Genomic DNA, 23,410 nt, shown 5'->3' on the forward strand with positions numbered 1-23,410 from the left:
AGTTACGGCGGTCATGGCGGAGGGGAAACGCCCGGTTACATTCCGAACCCGGAAGCTAAGCCCTCCAGCGCCGATGGTACTGCACTCGGGAGGGTGTGGGAGAGTAGGACACCGCCGGACAATCTTCGAGTTCAGGGCCACCCTTCGGGGTGGCCCTGAACTGCGTTCCCGCCCGAACCGGCGGAATCTCCACGGCCCACCCGTCGTGTCTCGTACCGTCGAGCCGGGGCCGCTCCGCGTGTCCCCCGCCGAGCCGGGCGGATTCGTCAAACGTGACGTGACGAACGGCGTGTTCGGGATCGGTACGGGCCGACCGGGGTACAGGAGTGGTCATGGAGATCGGAATCATCGGGTCGGGGCACATCGGGGGCACCCTCACCCGTCGTCTGAGTTCACTCGGCCACGACGTCGCGGTAACCAACTCCCGCGGCCCGCAGAGCCTGACCGACCTCGCCGCCGAGACCGGCGCCCGGGCCGTCAGCCTGGAGGAGGCGGTCCAGGGCGCGGAACTCGTGGTCGTCGCGATCCCGCTGAAGGCGGTGCCGCAACTGCCGGCGTCGCTCTTCGACGGCAAGCTGGTCGTGGACGCGAACAACTACTACCCCCAGCGCGACGGCGACGTGGCCGAGCTGCTGGACCGTAGTCTCAGCTCCAGCCGGTGGACCGCCGACCACCTCAAGGGCGCCCGGGTGGTCAAGGCCTTCAACAACATCCAGGCGGCGCACCTGATGGACGCGGGCAAGCCGACGGGCACGCCGGGCCGCATCGGTCTGCCGGTCGCCGGCGACGACGAGGACGCCAAGCGGGTCGTCATGGGGATCGTGGCGGAGCTGGGCTTCGACCCGGTCGACGCGGGCACGCTCGACGAGAGCTGGCGGCAGCAGCCGGACACGCCGGTGTACGGCACCGACCGGGACGCGGACGGCGTACGGGAGGGTCTGGCCGCGGCGCGGCCCTGATCGCACCGAGCACGAAGAAGGCCCCGCTGTGCGGGGCCTTCTTGGCGTCCGGGTCAGGCCCCCGGCTCGGGGGCGCAGATGAAGCGCGGTTCGGCGTCGTACCGCCAGCTGAACTTCTCCCGCTTGACGACCTTGCCGTCCTTCTTGATCACCCGGAACGCGTCCTGGGCGAATCCCACCCCACCGGCGGCGGAGATGCAGTCCGGACCCGGCTTGAGGTAGACCGTCTTCGGCTGGGTGACGTTCCGGCGCGGGCCGTACTCGGTCTTCACGCTGTCGTAGATCTTCGTGCTCCAGATCGACACGGTGATCGAGCTGCCCGTGTACGAGGTGTCGATGAGCACGCCGTGCGGCGTGTTGTTGCGGAACTTGAAGTCGAGCTGCGGCCAGTAGATGGTCGACTCGATGACGGCCGGGTAGCGGCTGAAGTAGAACGAGTGCGGCTTGTGCTCGACGTCCTCCAGCCCGGCGTAGTAGCTCGCGTTGAACAGCGTGGTGGTGAACTGCGAGACACCGCCGCCCACGCCCGGCACCAGCTTGCCGTTCACGATCGTCGGCGCGTCCTGGTAGCCCTGGTCGTAGCCGCGTTCGCCGGTGTGCGCGTTGAGCGAGAAGGTTTCTCCCGGCTTGACGATCGTGCCGTCCACGTCCTTGGCCGCCTGGACGATGTTCTGGCTGCGCGGGGAGGAGAGGCCACCGGTGAACCGGGTGGTGAAGGTGGAGACCCGTTCCTTGATGCCCAGCTCGGCCAGCTTGGCCTCGGTCAGCTCCGGCGCGGCCGGCTTCAGCTCGGCGGTCACCGTGCGGTCGGTCGACTTCGGCAACACCGCGAGCAAGGCGGGCCCGAGCGCGGCGGCGTCGACCTGGCGGCCGGCCCGGCTCGGCACCACCTTCGGTTTGCCGCCACTGATGGTCAGCCCGGCGTCGCGGGGCTCCACCTCCAGCGTCGCCAGCTTGCCGCCGAGCGCGGCGCGCAAGCGCTTGACGTCGACCCTGGGGATGATCTTTCCGGCGTCGTCGGTGGGGAAGCGCAGCGACCTGGCGATGGCGGCGGGCGGGATGGTGACCGAGCCGCCGTCGGTGGTGAGCGTGACCGGTGCGGCGACGGCGGGCCGGGCCAGCTCGGTGACGAGCCGGTCGACCTCCTCCCGGGTGGTCGTCGGCCACTGCTCCACCAGGGGCACGGTGACCGGTCGGGCGGCCAGCCACGCCGAGGTGACCGCCGTCGTCGCGGCGGTCGTGTCGACGGTCAGCGCCGGCTTCGGGTAGACCGGCTTCGGGGTGGTGCCGGTCCAGATGATGGTCGGCATGGTCATCTCGCGGCCCTGGTCGCCCGCCGCCTTGCGCAGGGCGGCAGCCAGTCGGTCGGCGTCGACCGTGACCACCGGCTCGACCGCGCGGGAGCCGACCAGTCGGCTGACCGCGTGCGCGTCGGCGGCGGCCGCCGCCGCCACGGTGGCGTCCACGTCGACGGTGAGCCCGACGTCGGCCGGCTTCAGCTCGACCTTCTTCTCGCCCACGGTCACGGTGATCGGGGCGTTCAGCGCGTCGGCGCGGCGTTCCAGCTCGGTGCGCAGCGCGCGGGCCGCCTCGGCCCGGCTCCGGCCGCCCAGCTCGGTGCCGAGCACCGTGGTGCCGCGGGGCACGTCACCGGCGTACGCGTAGGCGCCGACGCCGACGCCGCCGGCGAGCACGGCGGCGGTGATCCCGCCGGCCAGCAGCAGCCGGGCGCGGCGGGAGCGCGGCGGCTTCCCCGGGTCGCCGGTGGGCGGTGTGGCGACCGGCTCCAGCTCGACCCCGGGCCAGCTCACCGCCGCCACCTTGATGGTGGGGCGGTCGTCGGCGGCCGGCACCTTCTCGCCGTACATCGTCACTGCAACCTCATCGGAAGGACACGTGCGGGGACCGCTTCCCCCGCGGGAGACACCTACGGTAACCAACGCTCGGGCCGGTCGGGAGGGTCCGGCCGGGCGGTCGTGTCGGGCGGGCGGCGGTGTCGTACCGATCACCCGTTTCGGGGCCCCGTTCACGCCCTGGTCGTGACACGGTGGGCGGGTGCGGGCGGACGAGCGCGGGTTGGCGTACGGCGGTGGCTGGCTGGACCGGGCGGCGGAGCTGCGCGGGGACGCGAACTGGCTGGCCGAGCGGCGGACCGATCCGGCGAGTGTGGTGCTGCCGTGCTGGCGGGACCGGTGCCTGGTGGACGCCGGGCGGGCACCGGTGCGGCCGACCGTGGTGGACGGGGCCGGGTTGCTCGCCGCCGCCGACGAGACGGTCTTCCTGGGGCTGGACGCGGGCCGGGCGGTGTTCGCCGCCGACCTGTCCGGCCGGGATGAGGGCGAGGCCCGCGAGCTGGCCGGCGCGGTCGAGGCGGTGGACGTCCGCGCCCTGGTGGGCGGGCTGACGCCGGCGGAGGCCGCGCTCCAGGCGTACGCGAAGGGGTTGCTGCACTGGCATCGGGGCCAGCGGTTCTGCGGTGCGTGCGGGGCGGCGACGGTGGCCGGCTCGGGCGGGCACGTCCGGTCCTGCACCGGGCCGGGCTGCGCCCGGTTGTTCTTCCCGCGGATCGAGCCGGCGGTCATCGTGCTGGTCGAGGTGCCCGGTGAGCCGGAGCGTTGCCTGCTGGGGCGGCATCGCGGGGCGGCGGAGGATGCCTGGTCGCTGCTGGCCGGGTTCGTGGAGATCGGCGAGAGCCTGGAGGACGCGGTCCGGCGGGAGCTGGCCGAGGAGGTGGGCGTGTCCGTGCGGGCGGTGACCTATCAGGGTTCGCAGGCGTGGCCGTTTCCGGCCGGGTTGATGGTGGGGTTCCGAGCGACGGCGGTGTCGACGCGCGTCCGGGTCGACGACGAGGAGCTGGTGGCGGCGCGCTGGTTCACCCGGGCGGAGCTGCGGGCGCGGGTGGCGGCGGGGCATCCCCTCGGCCGGGTCGACTCGATCGACAGCCACCTGCTGGAGTCGTGGTTGGACGAGCGGGGCTGAGCTGTCTCCGGTCGGTGGCGTGGTCCCGGCCGGACGGGTGATCGGCACCTCACCCACAGCGCCTTGCCAGCTTGCCGTTACCGAACTGTGATGTTTGGCAGTGACGACTACCACAGGTGAAACCTGTTCGGCATCCTGTCGTAATCAGGCCGGTTTGCCCTGACCTGCTTGCCCCAGGGATGTTAACCGTTGGTAACCAGGGGCGATCTTGATATCACGACTGTGTTACCCGTCAGTAGCTTGGGGCTTGTGAGGTCTGTCGCTTCGCGAGAGCATCCAATCCGCGACCGCGCGGCCGTTCGGCACAACGGCATCCGCGCCGCCCCGCAGCTTTCCCGTCCCGCGTCGCGTCCCGCGTCCGGCGACGCACCCCCGTCGAGGAGGACCTTGTGAGTGAATCGGAGAACCGTCAGCCGAGTGGCGGCACCCGCTGGCGGCGCTTCGCCGCGATGATGGTGCCGGCGACGGTCGTGGCCGGCGGCATCGTGTTGGGCATGGCCAACGGCGCCATCGCGGCCTCGTTCGCGGTGTCGGGGCAGACCTTCAAGGTCGGCGCCACGAAGCTGGAGGGCAACGGCTTCAAGCAGTACGGCGGCATGGTCGAGGAGAAGAACGGCACCAAGCACCCGGTCGCCGTCTCCGAGATCGCCGACGCCAAGCTCTACGACCTCTGCCAGTCGGTAAACGCCAGCCTGCCGGGCATCCCGATCGTGCTGACCATCAACGCCGGTGGCGACGGCAAGCCGGCCACCGCCACCAACCTGCTGATCGACATGGACTCGCTCGCCGGCGACGCCACGTTCGAGAACATCCAGATCGGCCGTGACGCCAACGACCTCAACGCGACGAAGGGCCAGCCCGGCGGGTTCGGGCAGAGCGCGGACAAGGTGACCATCACGAAGCTGGAGCAGGTGGCGCGCTCCACCAGCGCCGGCGTCTTCACCCTCAACGGCCTGAAGCTGAAGGTCAACGTGGGCAAGGACGCCAAGGAGTGCTTCTGATCTGATGGCGAGGCTCGCGGAGGGCGCCCTCCGCGAGCCTCGGCCATGTCTCACCCCGTCAGCACCGCCAGGAGGAGTACGTGACAACCGCCGAGACGCAGCAGGCCCGGCCGGGTCGGCCCGGCCAGGCGTGGCGTGGCTTCCGCCGGTGGCGCCGGGCGCGACCGTTCTGGGGCGGGCTCTTCACCGCGCTGGCCGGTCTGGAGATCTTCGCCACCACCCAGATGAGCCTCAACGGCCTCTCGTTCCAGATGGGGCCCACCGGCTTCCTGTCCTGGCTCATCCCGACCATCCTCGTGACCTGCGGCATGCTGCTCTGGTTCAGCCCTGCCCAGCGGATGTTCTACGCGGTGGTCGCGGCGATCACCGCGCTCTACTCGCTGATCGGCGTGAACCTCGGCGGCTTCTTCATCGGCCTGCTGCTCGGCATGATCGGCAGCGCGCTCGGCTTCGCCTGGGTGCCGCGCAAGGAAGCCGCCGGCGACCCGAAGCCGGCCCAGCCGGTCGACGAGCCGGCGACGGAGCCGGCCGAGGAGCCGGAGCCGGCGCTGGTCGACGAGTTGCTGCCGCCCCGGCAGCGGCAGGACGACGCCACCGGCGTCCTCACCGACACGTTGCCGGAGCCGCGTAACCCGCTGCGCGAGGCGTCACCCGTCGACCCCGCCGGGCCGGACACGCCCCACGGCCCGGGCTACGCGCCCCGGGCGTACGCGATCCTGCTGGTTCTCGCGGTCTCCCTGGCCGGCCTGGTGGCGCTCCGCGACCAGCGGCCGGCGGTCGCCGCGCCGGCGGCCTGCCCGACCACGTCGGCGCCGGCGCCGAAGCCGTCCGCCTCGAAGACCGCGTCGGCGTCGCCGTCGGCCAGCCCGAGCGCCACCGCCACGACCGCGCCGCCGGCCGAGGACCCGGACGGCAACCTGCTGACCGACCTCGTCGACGGCATCACCGGCCTGTTCACCGGCGGGGAGGAGGAGGCCGAGCCGTCGCCGTCGCCGTCGCCGACGACCGTGGCCCCCGCCGCCGCAGCCGCCACGCCGAGCGGGAGCGGTACGCCGAAGCCCAGCGGCAGCGCCAAGCCGTCGACCCCGGCGAAGCCGGGCGCCGACTGCGACGACGCCGACCCCGCCCCGACCAAGCCCAAGCCGGTCGAGGAGGGCAAGCCGCTGCCCAAGCTGGCCGCCGACCCCGACCAGCCACTCGTGGCCGACCCGCCCTCCCGGCTCACCGGCTCCAAGGTGACCATGACCGGGCTGCGCTTCGAGGGCATCGTCGAGCTGCCCACCTACCGGGGCAAGCTCAAGTGCCTGAAGTTCACCATGGACAAGGCGGTCACCGACGACTTCACGCTGCTGGCCAACGGCCCGGCGGGCAAGAAGCAGCGGTACGTCACCGACCGGCTCACCGTCTCCGGTGACGTCGCGTTCTACGCCACCCGGTTCGTCGGGCACCTGCTCGGTATCAAGATCACGCTGACGCCGGAGCTGCCCTTCCCGGACGGCATCCCGATCACCTCGCCGATCCCGATCAGCTTCGACGACCCGGTGATCGAGCTGGCGTACGAGCGCTCGAAGTCGCTCACCGCGGAGCCGGTGCTCCGGGTCGACCTGGCCTGATCCGGGCGCACCACGGAAACGGCCGGGCGTCGGAGGTCCCTCCGACGCCCGGCCACCGTCGTCCTCAGAGCCTGCCCAGCGCCCGACGCAGCGGGTCGAGCCCCAGCGCGCCCAGGTCGAGCGCCTGGCGGTGGAACTCCTTCAGGTCGAAGTCGGCGCCCTTGCGGGCCTTCGCGTCCTCCCGGGCCTGCAACCAGATCCGCTCACCGACCTTGTAGGAGGGGGCCTGCCCCGGCCAGCCGAGGTAGCGGTTCAGCTCGAAGCGCAGCGTCTCGTCCGGCACCCGGCAGTGCGCCCGCATGAACTCCCAACCCAGCTCCGGCGTCCAGCGCTCGCCCGGGTGGAAGCCGAACGGATTGTCCGCCGGGATCTCCAGCTCCAGGTGCATGCCGATGTCGACGATCACCCGGGCCGCCCGCAACGCCTGCCCGTCGAGCATGCCGAGCCGGTCCCCCGGGTCGGCCAGGTAGCCCAACTCGTCCATCAGCCGCTCCGAGTAGAGCGCCCAGCCCTCACCGTGCCCGGAGACCCAGCAGAGCAGCCGCTGCCAGCGATTGAGCAGGTCGGCCCGGACGGCGGTCTGCGCGACCTGGAGGTGATGACCCGGCACCCCCTCGTGGTAGACCGTGGTCACCTCGCGCCAGGTGGAGAACTCGGTGATGCCCTGCGGCACCGCCCACCACATCCGCCCCGGCCGGGAGAAGTCCTCGCTCGGGCCGGTGTAGTAGATCGCGCCGTCGCTGGTCGGCGCCAGGCAGCACTCGATCCGGCGGACCTGCTCCGGGATGTCGAAGTGGGTGCCGTCCAGCTCGCTGATCGCCTGGTCGGCGAGCGCCTGCATCCAGTCGCGGAACGCCTCCTTGCCGCGGACCGTCCGCGCCGGGTCGGCGTCGAGCGCACGGACCGCGTCGTCGACCGAGGCACCGGGGCCGACGATCCGCGCGGCCACCGCCCGCATCTCGGCCTCCAGCCGGGCCAGCTCCGCGAAACCCCAGGCGTACGTCTCGTCCAGGTCGACCTTCGCGCCGAGGAAGTACTGCGAGGCCAGTTCGTAGCGCTCCCGGCCGGCGGCCTGCTTCTGCCGCCCGACGGGGGCCAGCTCGGTGCGGAGGAAGTGCCCGAACTCGGCGGTGGCCGCGGTCGCGGCGGCGGCGCCCTTGCGCAGCTCGGCGCCGAGCGTGCCGTCCGCGTCGAGGCGTTCGGCCAGGCCGTGGAAGAAGTTGTCGCCCTCCGGGTCGACCCAGATGTCGCACTGCTTGGCGACCTCGACGAGCTGCACCTGCGAGCTGACCCGGCCGGCCGCCGCCGCCTCACGCAGCGTGCGCTTGTAGCCCTCCAACGCCGACGCGAAGCGGTTGAGCCGGGTGGCGACGTTCGCCTTCGCCTCCTCGCCGTCGGTCGGCATCAGGTCGAAGACCATCCGCAGCTCGTGCAGCCCACTCGTGATCACGCTGACTTCGCTCGTGGTCTCGCCGCTGTCGTAGCGGGCGAGCTCCAGGCCGAGGCGCTCCTGCATCGCCTCCTGCGCGGTCCGCTCCGCCTCGGTCTCCGCCTCGGTCACGTCGAGCTGGCCCAGCGTGCGCCGGGCCAGCTCGGCACGGGCCGCGTAGCCCTCGGGCGACAGGTCGTCGAGCTGGTCGTCGTAGCCGGCGATGCCGACGTAGGTGGCCCCGGTCGGGCTCAGCGGAGCCCACTGGGCCACGTACCGGTTGGCGAGGTCATCGATTCGTCCCACGGGGCGACCCTACGTGACCGGGTCACCCCGGTGTCGAGCCTGTTTGCCGTGTTCAGGGCAGCAGATCGGCGGGGTCGAAGTCGATCGGGAACGGCAGGTCCAGCTTGAGCCGCTGGCCGCTGACCGCCTGAGCCGTGCTGACGTAGCCGCCGTTGTCGAGCGAGAGGAACTCCACGCCGACGTGCCGGATCTGTCGGGCGATCTGCACCCGCATGAAGTACGGCACCCCGCCTTCGGCGCAGCGGCGGGGCTTGTCCACGAAGTCCTGCCGGCGGCTTCCCGGTGACACGAACTCGACCGCCATCGTGCACAGCCGGACCGGAATCCACCGGTCCTCCTGGTCGGTTCCGGGCAGGGCGTGCAGGATGGTCAGGTCGGGTTGGATCCACCGGTCGGGGGCGAACGTCAGGTTCACCTGGCCGAAGACGTAGAAGCCGGCCTCCTTCGCCGCCGGTTTGAGCAGGTGGAGCAGCTCACCCTCGGCATAGCTGTTGGTGCCGGTCTCGGCGGGGGTCATGACCAGCCTTCCGTCGATGCACTCGTAGCGCGCGTCGGGCAGCTCGCGCAACGGGAGGTAACGGTCGGCGAGCCGAGTGGTCCACATCCCGTCGAAATCGACGAGCGGATCGAAACGCAGCGGCGCGGCCATCGACTTGTCACCTCCTCGACCGGTCAACGTCCCCACTGTAGGTCGGTTGTTGTGGCGGTCGACACGGCGGCCGAAATCCGCGCGACTTCGTCGTACCGGAGGGGCAGAGTGTCAGGGGTGAACATGGATTTCGCCCCTGACCGGGCGCCGCTGCGGAGCTGGCTGCCCGGGTTCGTCGCACTGGCCGCGATCTGGGGTTCCAGCTTCCTCTTCATCAAGGTGGGGGTGGGTGAGCTGCACCCCGTGCACCTCACCCTCTACCGGGTGGCCACCGGCGCGGCCACGTTGCTCGTGGTGCTGGTCGTGCTGCGCGACCGGCTGCCCCGCGAGCCGGCGGTCTGGGGCCACCTGCTGGTGGTTGCCGCGCTCGGCGTCGCGCTGCCGTTCACCCTGTTCGGCTACGGCGAGCAGCGGGTCGAGTCCATGCTGGCCGGCATCTGGAACGCCACCACGCCGCTGATCGTGCTGCCGCTGGCGGTGCTGGTGTTCCGCACCGAGCGGCTGACCGCGCGCCGGGCGGTCGGGCTGGCGCTGGGCTTCATCGGGGTGCTGGTGGTGCTCGGTGTCTGGGCGGGCGTCGGCGGCGCGCACTTCACCGGCCAGCTCATGTGCCTCGGGGCGGCGGCCTGCTACGGGCTGGCGATCCCGTACCAGAAGAAGTTCATCGCCGGCCGCGCGTACTCGGGACTGTCGCTGTCGGCGGCCCAGCTGCTCGTGGCGACCGCGCAGCTCGCGCTGGCCGCGCCGCTGGTGGCCGGTGCGCCGCCGGTGCCGACCGACCTGTCCCCCCGGGTGGTGGCCAGCGTGCTCGCGCTCGGCGCGCTCGGCACCGGGCTCGCCTTCGTGATCAACCTGCGCAACATCCGACTGGCCGGGGCCAGCACGGCGTCCACCGTGACGTACCTGGTCCCGATCTTCGCGGTGGTGGTCGGCGCCGTGGTGCTCGGCGAGCGGATGAACTGGCACCAGCCGGTGGGCGCGCTGGTCGTGCTGGTCGGGGTGGCGGTCGCGCAGGGCCTGGTCGGCCGGCGCCGGCCTGACCCGACGCCGGTGGCGCCCGCCGCCCGCCCGGTCGAGCCGGCGGCTCGGGCCTGACCGCTCAGCCCCGGCCCGCCGTCCACGTCACCAGGCGGTCGGCGGTCCACGTGTTGATCACCCGGTCGGCCGGTACGCCGCAGCGCGCCGCCCGCTCGCACCCGAAGCGCTGCCAGTCGAGCTGCCCGGGCGCGTGCGCGTCGGTGTCGATGGCGAACCGGCAGCCCGCCTCCAGCGCGCGGCGGATCAGCCGCTTCGGCGGGTCCTGCCGCTCCGGCCGGGAGTTGATCTCGACGGCGACGTCGTGCTCCGCGCAGGCGGCGAAGACGGCGTCCGCGTCGAACTCGCTCTCCTTGCGGGTACGCGGTCGGTGCCCCTTGTCGCCCGGCCCGGTCACGCCGGCCGGCCGGGAGGACACCATCCGGCCGGTGCAGTGCCCGAGGATGTCCAGGTGCGGGTTGGCGATCGCGGTCACCATCCGGCGGGTCATCTTCGCCCGCTCGTCGTTGAGGCCGCTGTGCACCGAGCCGACCACCACGTCCAGCCGGGCCAGCAACTCGTCGGTCTGGTCGAGCGAGCCGTCGGCGAGGATGTCGACCTCGATGCCGGTGAGGATGCGGAAGCCCTTCGGCAGCGCCTCGTTCACGGCGGCAACGTGGTCGAGCTGCCGGCGGAGCCGGTCCGCGGTCAGCCCGCGGGCCACCTTCAACCGGGGCGAGTGATCGGTGAGCACCACGTACTCGTGCCCCAGCTCGACGGCGGCCAGCGCCATCTCCTCGATCGGTGAGCCGCCGTCCGACCAGTCCGAGTGGGTGTGGCAGTCGCCGCGCAGCGCGTCCCGCAGCGTCGCCGCCTCCTCGTCCAGGTCGGTGCCCTCGGTGGCCAGCAGCCGACGCAGGTAGACCGGCTCCTCGCCGGCCAGCGACTCGGCCACGCAGCGGGCGGTGACGTCGCCGACGCCGGGCAGCTCGGTCAGCTTGCCGGTGCGGGCCCGCTCGGCCACCTCGCCGGCCGGCAACGCGCCCAGCGCCGAGGCCGCCGACCGGAACGCCCGCACCCGGTAGGTGGCCTCGTTGGCCCGTTCCAGCAGGAACGCGATCCGGCGCAGATCGGCGAGGGGATCCCGGGCAGTCATGCAGTGGAACCTACGCGCTCCGGCCGTCCGCCGTGTGCCGCCGGACCCGCGCGTCGGGTCAGCCGCCGGAGTCGCGCGTCGGGTCAGCCGCCCGCCGCGGACCGGCCCGGCGACGCCGGACAGCCGTGCTTGCGCTGCCAGGCGGTCACCTCGGCGACCGGGGACCGGTTGCCGCCCTTGCGCCAGGAGTTCAGGTAGGGCGCCGGCCAGACCACCCCGCGACGGATCCACCAGTCGTCGTGGCCGGAGCACTTCGGGGAGAGCCCGAAGTGCAGGTGGCACACGTTGTTGGCGTTGCCGGTGCGGCCCACCTTGCCGAGCTGCTGCCCGGCGCGGACACGGACGCCGGCGTCGACGCCGGACGCGATCACGCTCAGGTGCGAACCGTAGTAGCGCACCCCGTCGTCGCCGAGCAGCGAGACCGAGAGCCCGCCGTTGTTCGGCCCCAACGGCCCCCGCTTGTCGAACCGGTCCACCCGGCTCACCTCGAGCACCACCCCGTCGGTGACCGCCACCACCGGCTCACCGCAGTCGGCGAAGACGTCGGTGCCCGGGTAGCCGCCGTGCGTCGGGTGGTAGTCGACGTTGCCGGCCCGGACCGGGAAGACGCGTCGCGGCGCGGGGCGCGACGGCGTCGGGGCGACGCTGGCGGTCGGGGCGGTGGAGGCGGCCGGTGGGGCCGGGCTCGCCGTCGGCTCGGCGGGTTGCGTCGCCGTCACCATCGGACTCGGGTCCTGCCAGGCGTCCGCAGGCGCCGCGGGCCGGTCGCACCCGGCGGCCAACGCCGCGATGAGCAACAGGACCGGGAACGCCGGACGCGCGCGGCGGCCGATCGATGGCGAGCGCATCCGATCATCCTGGCAGACCACTACCGTGGGAACGAAAGCGCCGACCCCGGTCACACCGGCCGGTCACGGTGGGTGACATCGCGGTCGATGGGTCGGGGAGGGGAGCAGCGGTGACGAACGGGTGGCACGGGGCAGCCGGAGCGAGCGGTCCGGGGGCGTTCCACGCGCCGCCGCGTACCCCGTCGGGGCTCTTCCCGTCCGGCGGGCCGATGCGCCCCAGCTACCGCGAGCCGTACCCGGTGACTGGTGCCGGCGTGGCGCTCGGCGCGGTGGTCACCTTCGCCTGGTTGCTGCTGTTCGGGCTGGTCGGCCGCGACGTGCCCGGCTACGCCTGGTGGACGGTGCTGGCCGGCGGCGTCGCCTGGGCGGTCGCCGCGGTGCTGGTCCGCCACGGCGACCGGGGCGTGGCGACCGGGGTGGCGATCGTCACCGCGGGCGGCTGGAGCATCGCCGCCGCGATCGTCGCGGTGCGGTGGGCGCAGACCGGCGACTGGCCGCTCTGGTGACCTTGCGTGCCGCTTTCGCTGCGTAGCGAAGACCATCTTGACGTACGCGCGGTGACGGTTCACGCTCGCCATATGGCCTGGACCACACCGCCGCGGCTCGACCCCGATCGGAGCCGCCGTCGCCTGCAACTCCTTGCCGAGTTGGCCGGTGCCCGTGCGGTACAGCAGCGCGAGCGGCCGCAGCGGGCGCGCAGCGAACGCCTGCGCCAGCTCATCGCCACCCGGCGCCGCGTGGCCGGCTGAGGCGACTTTCTCCAGGAACGGCCGGCCCCTGTCGGGGCGTTGACCGGTCGCCCGCCGACCCGACCGGTTAACGTGCATCGCGTGACGTGTCGGCATGCTGCCGAGGCCATTTTGGGGGGACCGTGTCGTACTTCGCTGCTGCCGTGGCGCGCATCGACGGCGGCTGGACCGCCGGCGAGGTCAGCCTGCGGGGCGTCACCGACATCGAGGAGGCGGCCGACCGGCTGCGCGACGTCGAGCCGGACGCCGACCTCTCCCTGCTGTTCGTCGAGGCCGACGACACCTACCTGGTCGTCCTGCGCCTCGACGAGGGGGAGGACCTGCGGGTCTTCGGCTCCGACTCGGCGTACGCGGAGGAGTCCCGGCTGGGCGCGCTGCTGGTCGGCGACCTGAAGACCTCGGTCACCGGCCTGGAGGACGTCGACGAGCCGCGCCCGTCCGGCGGCGACGACGAGACCGAGCAGCCGGCCGTGGACCCGGAGGCCGACCCGGTGGGTGACGCCGACCTCCTCGCCGACCTCGGCATCCCGGCGCCGAAGCTGCTCGCGCTCTGCGCCCACGAGGGCAACATGCCGGCCGACGTGACCGCCGAGATCTGCCAGGTGCTCGGCTGCGCGGACGAGGTCGAGGAGCTGCGTGAGGTCTGAGCCCGGCGAGTCCGTGACGCCCGGCGCCGTGGAACCGGCCGACGCCACCGACCCGGCGCTGGAGACGCTGCGCCCCGGCCAGCCGACGCCGGGCCGACCCGGACGGGCGGGGCCGGGCGCGGACGAAGGGCTGGCCGACCCGGGCGCCGTGGGGCGCCGGCAGCGGCACGAGCTGTGGATGCGTCGGGCCCTGCACGTCGCCGTGACCGGCCCGGACGGGCCGACGCCGGACGAGGGCGTCGACGACGTGCCGGTCGGGGCCGTGCTCTACGGGCCCGACGGCGGGGAGCTGGCGATCGGGCGCAACGAGCGGGAACTGACCGGCGACCCGACCGCGCACGCCGAGGTGCTGGCGCTGCGCCGCGCCGCGCAGCGGCTGGGCCGGTGGCGGCTGGACGGCTGCACGCTGGTGGTGACGCTGGAGCCGTGCACCATGTGCGCCGGCGCGATCGCGCTGGCCCGGGTCTCGACGGTGGTGTTCAGCGCGTGGGAACCGAAGACCGGTGCGGTCGGCTCGCTCTGGGACGTCCTGCGCGACCGCCGGGTCACCCACCGCCCCGAGGTCTACGCCGGCGTCCTGGCCCCGGAGAGCGCCGCCTTGCTGCGCGCCTTCTTCCGGTAAGGCCGGGCCCCCTGTTAACGCCTGCGGTATAGACGGGGCCCCTTCTCACACGAACCGCCGCCCCCGGCACCGGGTGGTGACGGGGGCGGGGCGGCGGGGAAGGGTTGGTCAGGCGATGGCGGTGTCGAGAGCGATCTCGACCATCTGGCCGAACGTCTGCTCACGCTCCTGCGACGTGGTCTTCTCACCGGTCTTGATGTGGTCGCTCACGGTCAGGATGGTCAGCGCGCGGGCCTTGAACCGGGCCGCGATCGTATAGAGCGCCGCCGACTCCATCTCCACCGCCAGCACGCCGTAGTCGGCGAGCGCGTCGTACAGGTCCGGCCGGTCGGTGTAGAAGGCGTCCGCGGCCAGGATCGGCCCGACCCGCATGGTGATGCCGCGCCGCTCGGCCACCTCGACCGAGGTACGCAGCAGCCCGAAGTCGGCGACCGGGGCGTAGTCGATCAGCCCGTCGAAGCGCATCCGGTTCATGTTCGAGTCGGTGGACGAGCCGATGGCCGCCACCACGTCCCGTAGTTGCAGGTCCTCGGTCAGGGCCCCGCACGAGCCGACCCGGATCAGCGTCTTCACGCCGTACTCGTTGATCAGCTCGTGCGCGTAGATGGAGGCGGACGGCATGCCCATGCCGGAACCCTGGACGGAGACGTCGACGCCGTTCCACCGCCCGGTGAAGCCCAGCATGCCGCGCACCGTCGTGTAGCAGCGGGCCTCCTCGAGGTAGGTCTCCGCGATCCACTTGGCCCGCAGCGGGTCACCCGGCATCAGGACCCGCTCGGCGATCTCTCCCGGCTCAGCGCCGATGTGCGTACTCATGGCAAAGATCCTGCCAGGCCGGCCGACGGGATACCGGTTCGGCGTCCGAAGCGGTGGTCCTGTACCCTCGTCGGCGGTGGCGTGTCCGAGTGGCCTAAGGAGCACGCCTCGAAAGCGTGTGAGGGTTTACGCCCTCCGCGGGTTCAAATCCCGCCGCCACCGCTCGTGAACAGCGAGAACGCCCGGCCGGTCCGTCACGGACCGGCCGGGCGTTCTCGCTGTGGTCTCAGTTTTGGCCTCAGTCGTCGGCGCATCCGTGTCGCCACCGAAGTGTTGCCGACCGTGCCTAACGACCAGCGATCCCGCGCTCAGGTCGACGTCGGCCCCCTTCAGGCCGAGCGATGCTCCGCTCCGGGCCCGGCCAGGATCACTGCGGTTCCCCGCCGGAGCGGGGTCGACCCACCGACTGCCCGAAGAAGTACCCGAGGATGATGAGGAACGCGTTGCTGAGGACGTCAGCGGGCGTCACCTCCACGAACATGGCGACCACCAGGGTGACGGTGAGTGCCAGCAGGATGATCGCGCCGACGATAGTCGCCACTGACTCCCGCTCCAGGAACGACTGCCAGACCTTGGCGCGTCGTTCGAACTGTTCGAGCTTGATCGCCTCGCTGGCAGCCGCCTCGCGGCTACTCGCCTCCGTCTCGCGCGCCTGGTGTGCCAGGTTCCTCGCCTGCTCCTGGATGTCGTCGAGCAGCGCCTCGATCCTCTCGCGCACCGGCTGCTGATCCACGCTCTCGACGGCCGTCCGCAGATTGTCGAGTTGCTCGGCGGGCTTCAGCACCTTCAGCCGCTCAAGAATCCTGGCCTTCCGGTCCAGAAGGAGCGGGAGCGGCCCGATCTCCACCTGTCCTTCGGTAGGGGCGGCGATGACGACTTCGCCCCGGGCACCGACCTTGACCGACGTCTTGCCCACGGCACTCGGGTTGGCGATGAGCTGGTTGATCGTCTCCAGCGACTCCTCCAACTGTTCGACGGTCTGGTCGCGGATGCTCTCCGCGGACAGGCCCAGCGCCGCGAGTTGTGGCTCGAAGATGCCCTTCCGGGCGGATTCGATTTGAGCGAATACCTGCCTGGACGTGTCCGGGACACCCACTCCTGCCTCCAGTCGACGGTTCGGGCCGATGATCGTCGATGTAGTGGCCGAGCGCAGTCGAGTTCCGGACATGGTGCGCGTGAACGGTCAGCAGGGGCCGTAGCCCTCGTCGAAGAGGCGGCGGGCCCAGTCCGCGTACCCGGCGATGATCTCCCGGACGGTGACGCCGTCGTGCAGGAACAGGTACGCGCGGTCGCCGTGGCGGGCGAGCAGTCCGGCGAAGCGGTGGCTGCCGGGCGGTGCCGGCAGCGCGGCGGCCCGGGGGTACGCGGCGCGGACCTCGCCGACCGGCGTGCCGGCGCTGATCCCCTCCGGTGTGGTCATCGGGTCGTCGAGCCAGAGCAGGACGAGCCGGTCGTCGACGAAGATCGGGCTGACCTCGCCGTGCCCGGCCAGTGTGGGCCCGCAGGCCTCCTCGTCGGTGCGCAGCAGGCCGCGCCGGGTGAGGTCCTCCTCGGTGTCGCCGAATCCCGCGTTGCGCAGGCCGTTCAGGCTGACCACCTCGGCGGCGCCGACCGGTCGGGCCGGCACGTCCGGCCCATGTGGATGAACGCCGCTCCCGGCGATGGAAGCGGCAGCGAGCAGTGTGGCGATAAAGCCGAATTGTCGTAGTTTCATGCAATCCCCCAGTCCCCAACGGGACCGGGGCGAGGAGGTTGCTGGTGCGGGCCGGATTGGCGCAGTTCCCACTCCTCGGCCAGTTCGTCCCAGTAGTCGGCGGACAGCCCGCGCCGGCCGTGCGCCAGCCAGCCGGCCGTGTCGCGCTCCAGGTGCAGGCCCAACTCGGCGAACGGGTCGATCCACGCGCCCGGCTCGGCGCCGAGCCGGGCCAGCGCCATGTTGATCGGCCACTGTGCCCGCGGTCGGTCCAGCGCGCCGTCGTAACGCGGGCCCCAGGTCACGTCGCCGTCCAGCCACACCACCGCCGCCTGGTGGCCGAGCCCGCCGGCGAACTCCGCCTCCAGGTACGCCACCGGCCCACGCTTCGACCAACGGGCCAGCAGCCCCGCCAGCGGCGGCGCGAGGACCAGCCGGAACGGGCGCACCGCGCAGGGCTCCTCGGCGGCGAAATCCGGTGGCTCGCCGGTCAGCTCCGCCACGAGCTGCGGGGTGACCGGCAGCAGCGCGAAATCCTGCCGGAGCGCGGCCAGCACCGCGTGGTCCAGGTCGGCGGTCTGCTCGCGCAGCAGCTCGACGTCGGCGACCACGGCACTGAGCTGGTAACTCATCCGGTCCTCTCGGCGTCCACAGCCTGTGGATAGCACATGTGTACGACGACGGATCCCGCTGTCGCCCCTGGCACGGTAGCCCGCCGCCGGGGGTGGAAAACCCCCGGACCAGGTCGGATGGTTTCCGGCTTACCGCTCCCGAGCGCGATGCCTAGCGTCGATCCCGTGATCGAACTACGTGAGTTGACCAAACGCTACGGGAACCGGACCGCCGTGGACAGGCTCACCGTCCGGGTGCAGCCGGGCGCGGTGACCGGCTTCCTCGGCCCGAACGGGGCACCTTGTCAATGTCCAGTTTTAGCCGAAAAGCGGCGTGGGTGGCGGTATTCGTTGCGACTCAGTGTGCTGTGTTTCGGGCGGTGCTCCGATCAACACGGCCTTTGACCTCAGCTTGGACCGCCTGGCTGAAACGGCTTTGAGGTTAGCCCTCGGCCGGGTCGTCCGGCTCACCGAGTGCTCTGGCGACGGCATCCCGCACAGTCGCTTCGGAGATAGCCTCGCCCTCGATGCGCACCTGGGTGCCATCAGGGCGGGTCAGGGTCAGCGAACGGCGCCGATCCCGCTTGAGCCAGAGATGAATGACACGGACGAGGCCGGCGACGGCGGCCGGCGTACCGGCATCCGCAGCCAGCTCGGAAAGCCACCCTTTCGTGAGTTCCGTCGAAGGCGTACGGATCTCGTCGGTGCGTAACCTGGCCGTCTTCAGTTCGTCGCGCAACTCCTCCTCGGCCAGGTCGAGTGCGGGGTGCCCAGGCCGCAGGGCACCCAGACCGGCAGTAACGGTCAATCGGCTTGCTGCCACGGCGGACCCTTCCGATGCGCGACGGCCGGTGTGAGCTAACTTCCACTGTAGAGTAGTGTGTTTCGGCGGATGCACTCGTGGGAGGCGTTCGGCGTGTATCGGGCCCTGCTTATCTGCAACTCGCTCTACGACTCCGGTGCGTCGCTTTCCAACCTGCGCGGGCCGCGCGCTGATGGGCTCGAGTTGCGCGATGCGCTGCTGCACGCCGAGACCGGCGTCTTCGGCCATGTTGAGCTGCTTGCCGAGCACCGGTTTGGCGAGATGGCCGTTGCGGTCAACCGATTCTTCGCGGAGGCGCGCGAAGACGATATTCTCTTCCTCTACTTCAGCGGGCATGGCCTGAGTCGTAGCCGGCAGTTCTACATCTGCGCCCGCGACACCGACATCAATCTGCTGCCGGCGACCGCGCTTTCCGGCTACCAGCTCAACACCTGCATAGATGAGTCGCTGGCCCGGTGCAAGGTACTGATCTTCGACTGCTGTCACAGCGGCGCGTTCAAAGGCACGCCTGGCGCCGAGGAGATGGCGGAGCAACTGGCGGGTGAGGGCCGATTCGTCCTCACCGCAACCGCGCCGACCGGGCTGGCCAAGGACTCCGAGACGGCCGGACGGCCAAGCCCCTTTACCCGGGCCCTGGTCGACGGGTTGCGAGGTAGCGCAGGCGACGCAGACGGCGACGGCTACATCGATCTCGACGACCTCTACGCCTTCTTGCTCAGCGCGCTGCCCGAGGAGGCTGAGCCGCAGCGGCGATGGGAGGGTTCGGGCCGAGTACGCCTGGCCCGGCGGCTGGACCGGTCCGCCACTATGCCCGAGCCGGACGACGCTGTGACGCCCGAGCCGGCTGGCTACGGCGCCGCACCGGGGCTCTCTTTTCTGGAGCTACCCACCGACGTCACCTCGTTTAGCTCACGCCTCATCGCGGACTTCCGCGCGAACCTGCGGGCCGACATTGCCCGCAGCATGCCTAGCCAGCTCACCGATATCGAGTTCCTGCAGCGTGCGCACCTGCTAGCGGCCGGCCGGCTGACCCTCACCGGCGCGCTGCTGTTCGGTGAGAGCCCCGCTGCAGCGCTCCCGACAGCCATCGTCCAGTGCGCCCGCATCCATGGGGTCACCAAGGGCGTGCCCATGGATAAGCATGACTTGAAGGGCTCAGTCACTGAGCAGATCCTCGGGGCTGTGGAGTTCGTAGCCGGGCTGTCCCGACGTGGCGAGGCGCCTACCGACGACTCGCCGATCGCCCGGCCGTCGCATCGCTACCCGATGGTCGCGGTGCGTGAGGTCATCGCAAACGCCCTTGTGCACCGTGACTACGAACACCGTTCGGCCTGCGTCCACGTCCGGGTGTTCGACGACCGTGTCGAGGTGGTCAGCCCCGGCACATGGGCCGGGCGTGACCTGCCGCCCGGCACGACGACGCCGCTGGAGGCGCTGATTAGCGAGTCGCACCGGCGCAACTTTCGGCTGGCGAGCACGCTCACCTGGATGCGCCTGGTCGAGGGTGAGGGTTCCGGCATTTCCCGGGCGATCAACGAGTGCCGAGACCACGGCGCGCCGGCCCCGACCGTCTGTCAGAATGACGGCCTGGTCACCGTCACTATCTATCCGCGCAGAGAATTCCTGGACGGACCCACGCTCGCGTTGATGTCCGTCGAAGAGGCCGCCGCCGAGCTGGAACGGATGGGCGCCAACCTCGCGTTTGCTCGGCTCATGGTGATGCCGACCGGCGCCGCGACCGAGTCCCTGTCGCGGTTGGATGCAGCATATGCGGCCGAGTTGCTCTCGCGGATGACTCCGGCCCACGCCGCACGTCTGGTGGGTGCCATGAGATCGGAGGCCGCGGCCGGGATGCTACGGCGCCTCGAAGCCAGTGTCCGGCGAGCCATCGATTCGGAACTCGCTCCAGTCATGGGCTATGTGATGATCCAGGTCGAGGCGAATGCTGTGGACCAGAACCAGCTGATCGTCTCCTCGTGGCGTCAGTCCCGGCCAGGCGACGCGCCCGTCCGCGGCGAGGATCGGATCACCAGCCGGGACGGCCTTGAACGCACCACCTCGCAAATCGTCCTCGACGCCGAGGCAGCCCTGGCTGACCACCTCGGCCCGGTGACTATCGAGTTCATTCTGCCGCATTACCTGCTCAACGAGCCGATCGACGAATGGCTCATCGGCGATGAGTCAAGCATGGGCTCACCACGACCGTTTACCATGGATTACGGGGTCGTCGTGCGCAGTCTTGAACGCATGCGGAGCCCGCATCTCCACCGAAACTGGCGCAAACGCTGGAAGATGCTGTCCGAGAGGCCGGAACAGGCGCGGGCCTACGTCGTACCGCCGGGCACGACGCCCGACCCGACGTACCTGGAGGCGGCACTTCAGGCCGATGAGCATGTGGTAGCCGTCGTCCTCAGCGATGCGCCCAGCCAGTCCGGTGCCGGCTCCCGTGAGGTCGCGGCCGCCCTCCGCGTCGGGGTGCCGATCCTGCTGTGGCACCGCGACGACTGCACCGCCCCCGAGTTCCGATCGGCACTCGACCTGCTGCTGAACGGCGTCGAGGGCTTGACGAGGCTGCCCGACAGGCTGCGCGAGCTGCGCCTGAAAGCCTTGATGTACCCCGACGAGCCGTCCTGCCGCAATCTTGTTCTCCTGTGGGACGACCCGCAACGGCTGACTGTGGACCTGCCATTCCCAGGCTGACGTCCCAGAAGCTCACCGACCGGGTAGTCACGCAGGGCCGAGAGTTTGGCCGCGATCTAGAGGCGCACCCAAGTCAACCGTTACTGATGTGAGTGGTGGAAGGCGGCGGTCTTGCCACCTGCATGAGCGCCGCCAGCGGGAACCACAACAGTCCCACGCACCGGCGAGAGAACCGTACGGGGCGACATGGGTCAAGAACAGACCGACGCCGCGCCGGTCGGCGTCGGTATCGAACGCGAGGTGCTGTCGCTGATGGCCGAGGATCGGTCCAACAGCGGCAACGCGGCGGCGCTGGTCATCACGCCCGGGGTGGTGGAGAAGCACGTGGCGAACATCTTCGCCAAGCTCGGCGGCTGAGCGCGGTGCGTATGACGGAAGGGGGCCGGACCCCGGCGGGCCCGGCCCCCTGCGATCAGGTCGTCACCACGCGGACATGTCGGGGAGCTGGTCGATCGAGATGGTCCTCGGGTTGGCCATCGCGGTGCGCCACAGCCCGGCCACGTCCTTGCCGCTGCCGTTCCAGTCCCGCGACGCCCAGACCACGTAGTACGGCCAGGCCGGGTCGGAGTTGGGGTTGAGCGGGCTGAACGTCTCCGCCACGCCGGTGGTCTTGGCGCCGCTGACCGCCTTGGTGGTGGCGAAGTCGCTGCTGCTCTGGAAGTAGTCCGAGGTGACCAGGTCGACGTAGCCGTCACCCGGGTACCAGGACGCCAGCGAGGTGCCCTGGCCGCTGGCCATGCCGTTGAACACCCAGACGATGTTGTGCGCGCCGGCGAGCTGCGCCCGCTGGTAGATCAGCCGCCAGAGCTGCTTGTAGGCGTCCTGGCCCTTCTTCGCCCACCACATGTAGTTGTTGTTCGCCTCGTGCAGCGGGCGGAACAGCACCGGAACACCGGCGTCGCCCATCTTCTTCAGCTCGCGCACCACCAGGTCGATGTCCTGGTAGAGCTTCGACGACGGGTTGCTCAGGTCCGGCTGGAAGTCGCACGGCGCGGAGTAGTTGCCGCCGCGCGGGCAGTACCAGTGCCACTGGAACGCGACGATGCCGTTGCGCGCCTTGGCCCAGTTGATGACCTGCTGGGTCTCGATGCTGCCCCGGGTGTACTCCATGAAGTCGAACGCCACGATCGCCGGGTAGCGGCCGGTCAACTGCTGCACCTTGTCCGCGTCCGGCAGGTCGGTCTGGCCGCTGACGTAGGTGTGCGTGCGCAGGTAGCAGATCAGGTTGCGGGCCTTCGAGTTCGCCTGCGGGTCGGCCGGGGCCTGGCCACAGTCCGGGCCGGGCGGGGTGGGCGGCTTGACCGCGTACACCTCGAACTCGTAGAGCGAGTAGCCCCAGGCGGTGCCGCGTGCGGTGCCGGACATCCGCACGTACCGGCCGCTGGCCCCGGCCGGCATCACGTCGTCGGTGCCGCCGTCGCCCGTCGTGGTGCTGAACACCGGGGTCCAGGTGGTGCCGTCGGTCGAGGTCTGGATCTGGTACGCCTTGCCGTACGCGGCCTCCCAGCGCAGCCGCACCGTGTTGATCGGGTACGTGGCGCCCAGGTCGACCTGGAACCACTGCGGATCGGCGTAGAGGCTGGACCAGCGGGTCCCCCCGTTGCCGTCCACCGCCTGGGCGGCGGCGTTCGGGCTCTCCGTCGACGACGCGGTGACCGGCCGGTTGAGCGCCAGGTTGCCGCTGGGGACGCCGGTCGGATCCGGCGTCGGGGTCGGGCTGCCGGTGGGGCTCGGGCTGCCCGTCGGGCTCGGGCTCGGCGGCGTGGTGTCGCCGCAGGCCGCGCCGTTGAGCGTGAACGCGGTCGGGGTCGGGTTCGACCCGGTGTAGGTGACGTTGAAGCCGAAGCTCACCGTGCCGCCGGCCGGGACGCTCGCGTTGTAGGAGACGTTGGTGGCGGTGGCGTTCGCGCCGGACTGCGTCTTCGTCGCGTTCCACATGTCGCCGATCACCTGGCTGCCGGGGAACGCCCAGCCCAGCGTCCAGCCGTTCACGGCGGCCCCGGTGTTGGTGATCGTGACGTTGGTGGTGGCGCCGCCGCCCCAGTCGTTGGTGACCTGCCAGGTCACCGAGCAGGCGCCGGCGGCGGCCTGGGCGGCGGGTGTGGTGACGAGCGTGGTGGCCAGTGCGGTGACGGCTGCCGCCGCCCCGGCCAGGCAGGCCCGCGTGCGGGTGCGCTTGATCATGAGGAACTCCCGTACGGGTGATGGTTGCGGGGAGCCCTCGCCGCCCGGACGGGTCGGACCGTCGGTTGCCCTTCCGGCGTCCGACCCAGCGAAGATATCCATGATGGTCGGCTTAACCGGTTAACTTTGTCAATGCCTCACCGCCCGCTGGTGTGCCCGTCAACCCCCTGAACCGGTAAAGAAACCGTTATCGAGAAGGGGGCGGTGAGGGGAGGAGCGGGGAGCGCGGAAACGACGCAGGGCCGGCCCCAGCGGGACCGGCCCTGCGCGCGAGAGCGCGGAGGATACGAGATTCGAACTCGTGAGGGTGTAAACCCAACACGCTTTCCAAGCGTGCGCCCTAGGCCTCTAGGCGAATCCTCCGCGAGCCAGGATACAGGTCCCGCGACGGCGGGCCACCCCACCCTCCCGGAAGATCCACACAGCGTCGGGTAGGCTTGGCGTCACCTCCCGTGCGGCGGTACCTCGTGAACCTCCCCAGGGCCGGAAGGCAGCAAGGATAAGCGAGCTCTGCCGGGTGCACGGGAGGCCTTTCTGTCTCCGGGGCCGGGTAACGTCGCCGCGGGTCGGGTCGCGGGGTGGTGGGTGGTCACCCGGGGCCGACCGGCGCA

General features: G+C 71.2%; 20 protein-coding genes, 2 tRNA genes, 1 rRNA gene, 1 other RNA gene and 3 pseudogenes. 15 read left to right on the top strand and 12 right to left on the bottom strand.

Translation table 11 applies throughout. The annotated features are described in order from the left end of the window. Positions 1-3: 3 nt before the first annotated feature. Positions 4-120, top strand: a 5S ribosomal RNA gene (rrf, locus tag C8054_RS28500). Positions 121-332: 212 nt separating this feature from the next. Beyond that, positions 333-959: an NADPH-dependent F420 reductase gene (locus tag C8054_RS28505; RefSeq protein WP_107162248.1), complete on the top strand. Its 627-nt coding sequence runs from the start codon at positions 333-335 to the stop codon at positions 957-959. Positions 960-1,012: 53 nt separating this feature from the next. On the opposite strand, the gene C8054_RS28510 is transcribed toward C8054_RS28505, so the two are convergent. Further along, entirely contained in the window at positions 1,013-2,827 is a 1,815-nt protein-coding gene (locus C8054_RS28510; protein WP_199199966.1) for a VanW family protein, read from the bottom strand. A 187-nt stretch (positions 2,828-3,014) separates the two neighbouring features. Here C8054_RS28510 and nudC point away from each other — a divergent pair, with 187 nt between their 5' ends. From nudC to C8054_RS28525, 3 genes are all read left to right on the top strand, one after another. Further along, a complete protein-coding gene (gene nudC, locus C8054_RS28515; RefSeq protein ID WP_107162250.1) occupies positions 3,015-3,938 on the top strand; it encodes an NAD(+) diphosphatase in 924 nt (307 codons plus the stop codon). 449 nt (positions 3,939-4,387) lie between these two features. Further along, positions 4,388-4,939: a DUF6230 family protein gene (locus tag C8054_RS28520; RefSeq protein WP_107162280.1), complete on the top strand. Its 552-nt coding sequence runs from the start codon at positions 4,388-4,390 to the stop codon at positions 4,937-4,939. A gap of 80 nt (positions 4,940-5,019) precedes the next feature. Next, the gene (locus C8054_RS28525; protein WP_107162251.1) at positions 5,020-6,552 is read left to right on the top strand and encodes a DUF6114 domain-containing protein; all 1,533 of its coding nucleotides are present in this window, start codon (positions 5,020-5,022) and stop codon (positions 6,550-6,552) included. Positions 6,553-6,616: 64 nt separating this feature from the next. Here the strand turns inward: C8054_RS28525 and C8054_RS28530 are convergent, their stop codons facing one another. Together C8054_RS28530 and C8054_RS28535 are read right to left on the bottom strand one after the other, a co-directional pair. Continuing rightward, entirely contained in the window at positions 6,617-8,287 is a 1,671-nt protein-coding gene (locus C8054_RS28530) for a DUF885 domain-containing protein (protein WP_107162252.1), read from the bottom strand. 52 nt (positions 8,288-8,339) lie between these two features. Continuing rightward, a complete protein-coding gene (locus C8054_RS28535) occupies positions 8,340-8,963 on the bottom strand; it encodes a Uma2 family endonuclease (protein ID WP_199199962.1) in 624 nt (207 codons plus the stop codon). Positions 8,964-9,059: 96 nt separating this feature from the next. Between C8054_RS28535 and C8054_RS28540 the strand changes: the two are divergent. Then, positions 9,060-10,153 (top strand): annotated as a pseudogene (locus tag C8054_RS28540) (DMT family transporter); the annotation flags it as partial. Here C8054_RS28540 and C8054_RS28545 read toward each other — a convergent pair. Further along, the gene (locus C8054_RS28545; RefSeq protein WP_107162254.1) at positions 10,036-11,106 is read right to left on the bottom strand and encodes a PHP domain-containing protein; all 1,071 of its coding nucleotides are present in this window, start codon (positions 11,104-11,106) and stop codon (positions 10,036-10,038) included. The pseudogene C8054_RS28540 and the gene C8054_RS28545 sit on opposite strands and share 118 nt — an antisense overlap. An 83-nt stretch (positions 11,107-11,189) precedes the next feature. Next, positions 11,190-11,954 carry a M23 family metallopeptidase gene (locus C8054_RS28550; protein WP_107162255.1) on the bottom strand — a complete coding sequence of 255 codons (765 nt, stop codon included), beginning with the start codon at positions 11,952-11,954 and terminating at the stop codon, positions 11,190-11,192. Between the two features lie 209 nt (positions 11,955-12,163). Here C8054_RS28550 and C8054_RS28555 point away from each other — a divergent pair, with 209 nt between their 5' ends. The 4 genes from C8054_RS28555 to C8054_RS28565 all read left to right on the top strand — a co-directional run bounded on the left by C8054_RS28555 (position 12,164) and on the right by C8054_RS28565 (position 13,972). Beyond that, the gene (locus C8054_RS28555; RefSeq protein WP_107162256.1) at positions 12,164-12,460 is read left to right on the top strand and encodes a hypothetical protein; all 297 of its coding nucleotides are present in this window, start codon (positions 12,164-12,166) and stop codon (positions 12,458-12,460) included. A 6-nt stretch (positions 12,461-12,466) separates the two neighbouring features. Further along, positions 12,467-12,703, top strand: a complete 237-nt coding sequence (locus tag C8054_RS31860) for a hypothetical protein (RefSeq protein ID WP_146180002.1) — start codon at positions 12,467-12,469, stop codon at positions 12,701-12,703. Between the two features lie 122 nt (positions 12,704-12,825). After that, positions 12,826-13,350 (top strand): tRNA adenosine deaminase-associated protein, encoded by a 525-nt coding sequence (locus C8054_RS28560; RefSeq protein WP_107162257.1) that lies wholly within the window; start codon positions 12,826-12,828, stop codon positions 13,348-13,350. Between the two features lie 178 nt (positions 13,351-13,528). Continuing rightward, complete coding sequence (locus C8054_RS28565; RefSeq protein WP_199199967.1) at positions 13,529-13,972, top strand: nucleoside deaminase; 444 nt, start codon at positions 13,529-13,531, stop codon at positions 13,970-13,972. 108 nt (positions 13,973-14,080) lie between these two features. Here the strand turns inward: C8054_RS28565 and deoD are convergent, their stop codons facing one another. Continuing rightward, positions 14,081-14,788: a purine-nucleoside phosphorylase gene (deoD, locus tag C8054_RS28570; protein WP_107162259.1), complete on the bottom strand. Its 708-nt coding sequence runs from the start codon at positions 14,786-14,788 to the stop codon at positions 14,081-14,083. Positions 14,789-14,863: 75 nt separating this feature from the next. Here deoD and C8054_RS28575 point away from each other — a divergent pair. Beyond that, a tRNA-Ser gene (locus C8054_RS28575) sits at positions 14,864-14,950 on the top strand. Between the two features lie 205 nt (positions 14,951-15,155). Here C8054_RS28575 and C8054_RS28580 read toward each other — a convergent pair. The 3 genes from C8054_RS28580 to C8054_RS28590 form a co-directional block, all read right to left on the bottom strand. Next, on the bottom strand, positions 15,156-15,884 hold the full coding sequence (locus C8054_RS28580) for a hypothetical protein (RefSeq protein WP_107162260.1): 729 nt from the start codon (positions 15,882-15,884) through the stop codon (positions 15,156-15,158). Positions 15,885-15,971: 87 nt separating this feature from the next. Further along, positions 15,972-16,502, bottom strand: a complete 531-nt coding sequence (locus C8054_RS28585) for a hypothetical protein (RefSeq protein ID WP_107162261.1) — start codon at positions 16,500-16,502, stop codon at positions 15,972-15,974. Next, positions 16,499-17,113 carry a hypothetical protein gene (locus C8054_RS28590; RefSeq protein ID WP_107162262.1) on the bottom strand — a complete coding sequence of 205 codons (615 nt, stop codon included), beginning with the start codon at positions 17,111-17,113 and terminating at the stop codon, positions 16,499-16,501. Before C8054_RS28590 ends, C8054_RS28585 begins: the two co-directional genes overlap by 4 nt. 147 nt (positions 17,114-17,260) lie before the next feature. Here C8054_RS28590 and C8054_RS32930 point away from each other — a divergent pair. Beyond that, positions 17,261-17,392 (top strand): annotated as a pseudogene (locus C8054_RS32930) (ABC transporter ATP-binding protein); the annotation flags it as partial. A 142-nt stretch (positions 17,393-17,534) separates the two neighbouring features. Here the strand turns inward: C8054_RS32930 and C8054_RS28600 are convergent. After that, positions 17,535-17,915 carry a hypothetical protein gene (locus tag C8054_RS28600; protein WP_146180003.1) on the bottom strand — a complete coding sequence of 127 codons (381 nt, stop codon included), beginning with the start codon at positions 17,913-17,915 and terminating at the stop codon, positions 17,535-17,537. Between the two features lie 69 nt (positions 17,916-17,984). Between C8054_RS28600 and C8054_RS28605 the strand changes: the two genes are divergently transcribed. Both C8054_RS28605 and C8054_RS28610 read left to right on the top strand, forming a co-directional pair. After that, the gene (locus tag C8054_RS28605; protein WP_107162264.1) at positions 17,985-20,615 is read left to right on the top strand and encodes an ATP-binding protein; all 2,631 of its coding nucleotides are present in this window, start codon (positions 17,985-17,987) and stop codon (positions 20,613-20,615) included. A gap of 231 nt (positions 20,616-20,846) precedes the next feature. Next, positions 20,847-20,972 (top strand): annotated as a pseudogene (locus C8054_RS28610) (LuxR C-terminal-related transcriptional regulator); the annotation flags it as partial. Positions 20,973-21,035: 63 nt separating this feature from the next. Here the strand turns inward: C8054_RS28610 and C8054_RS28615 are convergent. Together C8054_RS28615 and C8054_RS28620 are read right to left on the bottom strand one after the other, a co-directional pair. Next, positions 21,036-22,799, bottom strand: a complete 1,764-nt coding sequence (locus C8054_RS28615) for a glycosyl hydrolase (protein ID WP_158273905.1) — start codon at positions 22,797-22,799, stop codon at positions 21,036-21,038. Positions 22,800-23,077: 278 nt separating this feature from the next. Further along, a tRNA-Ser gene (locus tag C8054_RS28620) sits at positions 23,078-23,162 on the bottom strand. Between the two features lie 81 nt (positions 23,163-23,243). On the opposite strand from C8054_RS28620, the gene ffs reads away from it, so the two are divergent. Further along, an RNA gene (ffs, locus tag C8054_RS28625) (signal recognition particle sRNA small type) lies at positions 23,244-23,333 on the top strand. Positions 23,334-23,410: the final 77 nt, after the last annotated feature.

This window comes from Micromonospora sp. RP3T (assembly GCF_003027925.1).
Taxonomy (GTDB): domain Bacteria; phylum Actinomycetota; class Actinomycetes; order Mycobacteriales; family Micromonosporaceae; genus Micromonospora.

Excerpts from the sequence above, each read along its gene's own strand:
- C8054_RS28510 (WP_199199966.1), bottom strand. The coding sequence starts at position 2,827 with ATGTACGGCGAGAAGGTGCCGGCCGCCGACGACCGCCCCACCATCAAG.
- C8054_RS28520 (WP_107162280.1), top strand. The coding sequence starts at position 4,388 with ATGATGGTGCCGGCGACGGTCGTGGCCGGCGGCATCGTGTTGGGCATG.
- C8054_RS28550 (WP_107162255.1), bottom strand. The coding sequence starts at position 11,954 with ATGCGCTCGCCATCGATCGGCCGCCGCGCGCGTCCGGCGTTCCCGGTC.
- C8054_RS28590 (WP_107162262.1), bottom strand. The coding sequence starts at position 17,113 with ATGAGTTACCAGCTCAGTGCCGTGGTCGCCGACGTCGAGCTGCTGCGC.
- C8054_RS28505 (WP_107162248.1), top strand. The coding sequence starts at position 333 with ATGGAGATCGGAATCATCGGGTCGGGGCACATCGGGGGCACCCTCACC.
- C8054_RS28605 (WP_107162264.1), top strand. The coding sequence starts at position 17,985 with ATGCACTCGTGGGAGGCGTTCGGCGTGTATCGGGCCCTGCTTATCTGC.
- deoD (WP_107162259.1), bottom strand. The coding sequence starts at position 14,788 with ATGAGTACGCACATCGGCGCTGAGCCGGGAGAGATCGCCGAGCGGGTC.
- C8054_RS28555 (WP_107162256.1), top strand. The coding sequence starts at position 12,164 with ATGCGCCCCAGCTACCGCGAGCCGTACCCGGTGACTGGTGCCGGCGTG.
- C8054_RS28585 (WP_107162261.1), bottom strand. The coding sequence starts at position 16,502 with ATGAAACTACGACAATTCGGCTTTATCGCCACACTGCTCGCTGCCGCT.
- C8054_RS28545 (WP_107162254.1), bottom strand. The coding sequence starts at position 11,106 with ATGACTGCCCGGGATCCCCTCGCCGATCTGCGCCGGATCGCGTTCCTG.
- C8054_RS28565 (WP_199199967.1), top strand. The coding sequence starts at position 13,529 with ATGCGTCGGGCCCTGCACGTCGCCGTGACCGGCCCGGACGGGCCGACG.
- C8054_RS28615 (WP_158273905.1), bottom strand. The coding sequence starts at position 22,799 with ATGATCAAGCGCACCCGCACGCGGGCCTGCCTGGCCGGGGCGGCGGCA.